We start from the raw sequence: 5,049 nt of genomic DNA, 5'->3' as shown, positions 1-5,049 counted from the left end.
GGCGTTGAAAACTCTTGATGAATTTTTTTAATAAATTCATGCTCAATCATGCCTTTTTGTTCGCATAGTTGTGGGCTAATACCAGTAACGGCACAAGCTTCAGGCGAAGGCAGACAATCATGAGTTGGCTTGCAATAAAACATATGCTCGTCAAGAATATTGAGATTCTCATCTGTTCGAATGCCTGCAAATTGAGAAATTCTGTCTACTTTCGGGCTAATTCCAAAAGTTTCGTAGTCGTACCAATAAAATGTTTTCATGGGTTAATGTGTCTGTACTCTTTCAATAATTGCTTGTTCGACTAACTTATTAACACTAATACCTTGTGTTTTTGCACTGGCCACAGCTTTTGCGTGAATGCTTGGCGTAGTTCTAATTAACATTTTCCCACTAAATGGCTTTTTTGGTGTGCAACCAGTTGTTGCACAAGTCTCTAAGTATGCATCAACAGAAGCATGAAATTCACTTTCCAAATCATTTGCATTTTCTGAATGAAACAAAATCATGGATTTACTACCAAGATTAACCACCTCGCCCCAGAAAATTTTATCTTCTTCATCAAAATGAATGGATGCTTCATAGCCTTTATAGTTCATTTTTTCACTCCTATATTTGATAAGAAAATTTGCAATTTTTTAACAATGTAGCGCTTAATTTCATTATTTGGATGTGGTTTATGCAAAGTTATAAAGTTATCATCATCAAATTTATAGGTAATTCTAGATCCACTTGCTTCTATCCTCTCCAAATCAAGCGCAATTAGTAATTTATCTACATCGTCAAACTTAATATTGCTTAAAACTGGTTTGGTTAAAAGCTTTTCCAGTATTTTCTTATGTTTGTTATTCATTTTTGTTAATGATATCATAAAATAATATCATTTTCATTATTTCTGAAATTTTTCAAAATTCGGCAATGTCTCCCTGTTTTTACCTAATAAAGCGCCATTTTCAGGCTAAAAATGGCCTATTTGAATAAAATTTTGGATCCATTTCAGTAATTTCCTAAATTTTTTTTAGTTAAACCCTTTTAAAAAACCAAAGATTTTTATTTGGGGCTTGATACTTTTTCTAGTGCACCCCAAGGGCAGGCTTCGCGCAGTAGAAAAAGTATCCAAAAAGAGCTCACCCTTAAAAACAATCTCAACCTTTGCTGTGAGCGAAGCGAGGAAATGCCCTTGGGGTGCGATAAGAATGATTGGATTTATTTATAAAAGGGAAGGATATCAAAAATCTTAAGATTTTTGATTGATGATTAAGTCGATAATAGTGTGTGGATCGACTTCTAAGGCTTGGGCGTAGTCAACCATCTCTACAACATCTAGTCGCCTATCGCCAGTTTCAATTTTAGCAATGAGTGATTGAACAACGGTAATTTTTTCAGCAAGCTCTACTTGAGATAAGCCGAGTTCTTTTCTCCTGTCAATCCAGAAATCACGCAAAGCAATATGCTGCTTTGAATAAATTGATTTTCTGAATTTAATATGAACCATAAACCCATTTTAGGTTTATAAAAATCCTATCCCAAATCGAGATATTTTTATATATGGAGTGTGGTTTGTTAAATTTAGAGAAAAAAGTGTCGTTGTATTTAGTCATGGTATTGCTGTTTATCGGCATCATTGGTTCGGTTCTATTCGGTGCGTCAGTACGGCATGTGATATTGGTACCAGAACCAAGGCTAGGTGCTTTTGGTGAAGGGTTGTTAAAGATTGCTGAATTTCCTTCTTTGGTTAGAGATATAGTGGCAGGACAAGGACAAGGACAAATGATTAGTGATGAGCGATTTGCAAATCTGGATGGCTTTAAAAAAGACGGCAAACTTCCTGCCGGAGTTTTGACTGATAATGGCTATCTGTTATTAAGTAGTTATGATGCTGATCAGGCGCAAGCCACCGTGCAACTGATCCAAATTAACAGTCAAAAAACACTACATGAGTGGGTGCCTGATATTGACGCTTTGAATGATTTAAATATTCTAAGTGAAGAGTACAGTTATGATTATATAGCTAAATCAAATTTTAGACTCACACATCCCTTGCCACAGGCAGACGGTGGACTGGTTTTTAACACGGATTCTGGGTTGCACGGTATGGATTTATGTGCCGAAAGCAATCTATTTGTAGATGGCACTTTTCACCATAGTAATGAGCAAGATCATGAGGGCAATATCTGGACCCCTTCAGTTATCTATCCTCATAGTTATCCACAACTTGCAAAGTTTCGTGATGATGCAATTGCTAAAATATCGCCCGCCGGAGAGGTTTTGTTTAAAAAATCAGTAGCAGAAATATTGGTGGAAAATGGCTACCGAGGTTTAATGGCTGTAGGTGGCGACAATGACCCTGTACATTTAAATGATATTCAACCAGCATTGACGGACTCAAATTATTGGCAAAAAGGCGACCTATTGTTAAGTCTACGCCACCGTAGTACAGTGATGCTTTATCGCCCTTCGACTAATAAAATTCTTTGGCTAAAAACGGGTCCGTGGATGAATCAGCATGATCTAAATTTTGTTGATGACCATACTATTTCGCTATTTGGAAATGATGTGATCGATAGTGGTGAAAAACGTGCACTATTCAATGGTCATAACAGCGTCTATTTTTATGATTTTGAAACTGATCAAATTAGCGAGCCTTATCAAAAAATTATGCAACAGATGGATGTAAAAACCTTAACAGAGGGGCGTGGTACACCGCTAGCGAATGGTGACCTATTCATTGATGAGTCAAACAATGGACGAATCCTACGGGTGAGTAGTGATGAGGTAAAGTGGGAGTATGTACGCAGAATTGATGAAGAGAAGATTGCCATGTCATCGTGGAGTCGCTATCTAACTCAGCAAGAGGCGAAGCCTATTCTTGCACAATTAAAAGGAAACTCATGCAAACAGTAAAATATATTAGCAGGCTCATATTGCCTATTCTATTAATAACCTCTTTTCCTGCTAGTGCCTATATTGGCCCTGGCATGGGAGGTGGTGCTATTGCGGTAGTATTTGGCATATTGGCAGCGATATTTATGGCTATATTTGGCTTTATCTACTATCCTGTTAAAAGATGGTTAAAGCGCCGTAAAGCAGAAAAATCTTGATCAACCATCTCATATTAACTGTTTTTGTTGTTGTTACGATAGAGTTGTTTTTACGCATGGATGCGTTGGTTTTTGTAAGCAAGATGATTGAAAAACTTTCAAGTTTTATAAAATTAATGTCATCCAATCATATTAGCGACCACTGGAAAGAGAAGATAATTCCAAAATACGCTTTAATTATTATTATCAATGCGCTGAAATTTTTAGGTGTATTGTTATTGATCATAGGCCTGTTTTCTGCTTTTGCGTGGCTCTTTGACGGATTTTTCCAGTTTTCAATTTCAGTAATCGGAATGGTAGAGATGCTACTGTTATCGCTGTTTTATCTGAAAATTCGCCCAAAATTAATGGGGCGGTAGTGAATGAATAATTATAATTTTTGGCAGCAACTTCTTCATAGAATTGCGCTCTCTTCTCGATTTATGCGCGAGATGTCGTTTGATTTTGAAAAGGCTATTTTTTTAAAAAAAACAACCTCTGAAGTCAGGGATCCTGTTTTTGTTACAGGGTTAGCTCGCTCAGGTACCACCATACTTTTAGAAGCTATTCATGCCTCAGGGAAGTTTGCGTCTCTCTCTTATACAAATATGCCATTTATAATGGCGCCTAACTTATGGGGAAAGATAAGTGATAAAAGCAATGTTCAAGAGAAAGCTGAGCGAGCTCATGGGGATGGAATTATGGTTGACACCAATTCTCCAGAGGCATTTGAGGAGGTTTTTTGGCAGACATTCTCTAATCAGGAGGCAAGTAAGCAGTTTGAAAATTATATTGGATTAATTCAGCACAGTTATCAGCAACGCAGATATTTGAGTAAAAACAACCAAAATGTCAATCGAATTAATGTTTTACAAAAAATATTACCCAGTGCCAAAATATTAATCGTTTTTAAAGATCCTCTCAACCATGCATACTCTTTATTAAAGCAGCACTTGGAATTTTCTAAAGTTCAACAAGAAGATAGTTTTATTAAGAATTATATGGATTGGATTTATCACAGTGAATTCGGACTCTCTTATCAGCCTATAACTTCAGAAAAATTTGACTATCCAAATCCAGATTGTATCGACCATTGGTTAGAGCAGTGGTGGCAGCTTTATACTAAGTTAATCAAAGCGCATAAGGGAGATCCTAATATAGTGTTTGTGAACGGGGGATTATTACACTCTGGGGAATCATGGCAGAAAATTAGTAACTTTTTGGAAATAAGTAGTTATGATTTTGAATTTAGAGACATGAGAAAAAATATTAAAACTGATTGTAATCAGGAGTTATATCAAAAATGCAAAATTTTATATGACAATCTAAATAAGATCGCCATTTAATTTTTTATGAAAAGTGAAAATATAATTTATCATCATGCAACGGTCACTCGTAATAGGCGTAATCAGGAAAACGGACATAAGTCTGTTGTGTTATGGTTTACGGGGCTTTCTGGGTCTGGAAAGTCAACTTTAGCGCATGCAGTAGAGGAAGAGTTATTTGGCAAGGGCTGCAAAACCTTTGTACTAGATGGCGACAATATAAGGCATGGGCTATCATCAGACCTTGGATTTGACGATGCAGATCGTAAGGAAAACATACGTCGTATTAGCGAAGTCGCTAAATTAATGATAGAGGCTGGTACGATTGTGATGACTGCCTTTATTAGTCCATTTAAACAAGATAGACGTGCAGCTCGCGAGTTGATAACTCGTGATGATTTTATAGAAGTTTATTGTCGTGCTAGCTTAGCCACTTGCGAGTTAAGAGATGTTAAAGGGCTGTATAAACGAGCAAGATCAGGACAGATTAAAAATTATACAGGTATTGACTCTCCTTATGAACCATCAGAAAACCCTGAAATAATAATAGATACAGATTTGGAAAAGTTAGAAGAATCAGTTTCCAAGGTTATTAATATTTTAAAAAGTAGGGCGATCATTGGATTTTAGGCAATAAAAAACCCAGC

At 36.4% G+C, this 5,049-nt stretch carries 9 protein-coding genes; 5 read left to right on the top strand and 4 right to left on the bottom strand.

Annotated elements, in window-relative coordinates; translation table 11 throughout:
• From PSN35_RS05960 to PSN35_RS05945, 4 genes are all read right to left on the bottom strand, one after another.
• Positions 1 to 260: exonuclease domain-containing protein (locus tag PSN35_RS05960; protein WP_300030815.1), on the bottom strand; the 260-nt coding region annotated here is incomplete at its 3' end.
• Between the two features lie 3 nt (positions 261 to 263).
• The gene (locus PSN35_RS05955) at positions 264 to 596 is read right to left on the bottom strand and encodes a type II toxin-antitoxin system HicB family antitoxin (protein ID WP_300030812.1); all 333 of its coding nucleotides are present in this window, start codon (positions 594 to 596) and stop codon (positions 264 to 266) included.
• Positions 593 to 850 (bottom strand): type II toxin-antitoxin system HicA family toxin, encoded by a 258-nt coding sequence (locus PSN35_RS05950; protein WP_300030809.1) that lies wholly within the window; start codon positions 848 to 850, stop codon positions 593 to 595. The genes PSN35_RS05955 and PSN35_RS05950 overlap by 4 nt, the downstream gene beginning before the upstream one ends.
• 384 nt (positions 851 to 1,234) lie before the next feature.
• Entirely contained in the window at positions 1,235 to 1,492 is a 258-nt protein-coding gene (locus PSN35_RS05945) for a helix-turn-helix transcriptional regulator (protein WP_300030806.1), read from the bottom strand.
• Positions 1,493 to 1,557: 65 nt separating this feature from the next.
• Here PSN35_RS05945 and PSN35_RS05940 point away from each other — a divergent pair, with 65 nt between their 5' ends.
• From PSN35_RS05940 to cysC, 5 genes are read left to right on the top strand one after another with little or no spacing between them, the layout of a single operon-like run.
• Entirely contained in the window at positions 1,558 to 2,901 is a 1,344-nt protein-coding gene (locus PSN35_RS05940; protein ID WP_300030803.1) for an arylsulfotransferase family protein, read from the top strand.
• The gene (locus tag PSN35_RS05935; RefSeq protein ID WP_300030800.1) at positions 2,889 to 3,098 is read left to right on the top strand and encodes a hypothetical protein; all 210 of its coding nucleotides are present in this window, start codon (positions 2,889 to 2,891) and stop codon (positions 3,096 to 3,098) included. Before PSN35_RS05940 ends, PSN35_RS05935 begins: the two co-directional genes overlap by 13 nt.
• On the top strand, positions 3,095 to 3,457 hold the full coding sequence (locus tag PSN35_RS05930; protein WP_300030797.1) for a hypothetical protein: 363 nt from the start codon (positions 3,095 to 3,097) through the stop codon (positions 3,455 to 3,457). The genes PSN35_RS05935 and PSN35_RS05930 overlap by 4 nt, the downstream gene beginning before the upstream one ends.
• Before the next feature lie 3 nt (positions 3,458 to 3,460).
• Positions 3,461 to 4,423, top strand: coding sequence for a sulfotransferase (locus tag PSN35_RS05925; RefSeq protein WP_300030794.1), 963 nt, complete (start codon positions 3,461 to 3,463; stop codon positions 4,421 to 4,423).
• A gap of 6 nt (positions 4,424 to 4,429) precedes the next feature.
• Positions 4,430 to 5,032 (top strand): adenylyl-sulfate kinase, encoded by a 603-nt coding sequence (cysC, locus tag PSN35_RS05920; protein ID WP_300030791.1) that lies wholly within the window; start codon positions 4,430 to 4,432, stop codon positions 5,030 to 5,032.
• Positions 5,033 to 5,049: the final 17 nt, after the last annotated feature.

The sequence above is a fragment of the Candidatus Thioglobus sp. genome (genome assembly GCF_028599055.1).
Classification (GTDB): Bacteria; Pseudomonadota; Gammaproteobacteria; order PS1; family Pseudothioglobaceae; genus Thioglobus_A.
This window is presented reverse-complemented; position numbering and strand designations above follow the sequence as displayed.

What these genes read in the sequence shown, in the direction of transcription:
- PSN35_RS05955 (WP_300030812.1), bottom strand. Translation starts at nt 596, where the DNA reads ATGAACTATAAAGGCTATGAAGCATCCATTCATTTTGATGAAGAAGAT.
- PSN35_RS05950 (WP_300030809.1), bottom strand. Translation starts at nt 850, where the DNA reads ATGAATAACAAACATAAGAAAATACTGGAAAAGCTTTTAACCAAACCA.
- PSN35_RS05945 (WP_300030806.1), bottom strand. Translation starts at nt 1,492, where the DNA reads ATGGTTCATATTAAATTCAGAAAATCAATTTATTCAAAGCAGCATATT.
- PSN35_RS05935 (WP_300030800.1), top strand. Translation starts at nt 2,889, where the DNA reads ATGCAAACAGTAAAATATATTAGCAGGCTCATATTGCCTATTCTATTA.
- PSN35_RS05925 (WP_300030794.1), top strand. Translation starts at nt 3,461, where the DNA reads ATGAATAATTATAATTTTTGGCAGCAACTTCTTCATAGAATTGCGCTC.
- cysC (WP_300030791.1), top strand. Translation starts at nt 4,430, where the DNA reads ATGAAAAGTGAAAATATAATTTATCATCATGCAACGGTCACTCGTAAT.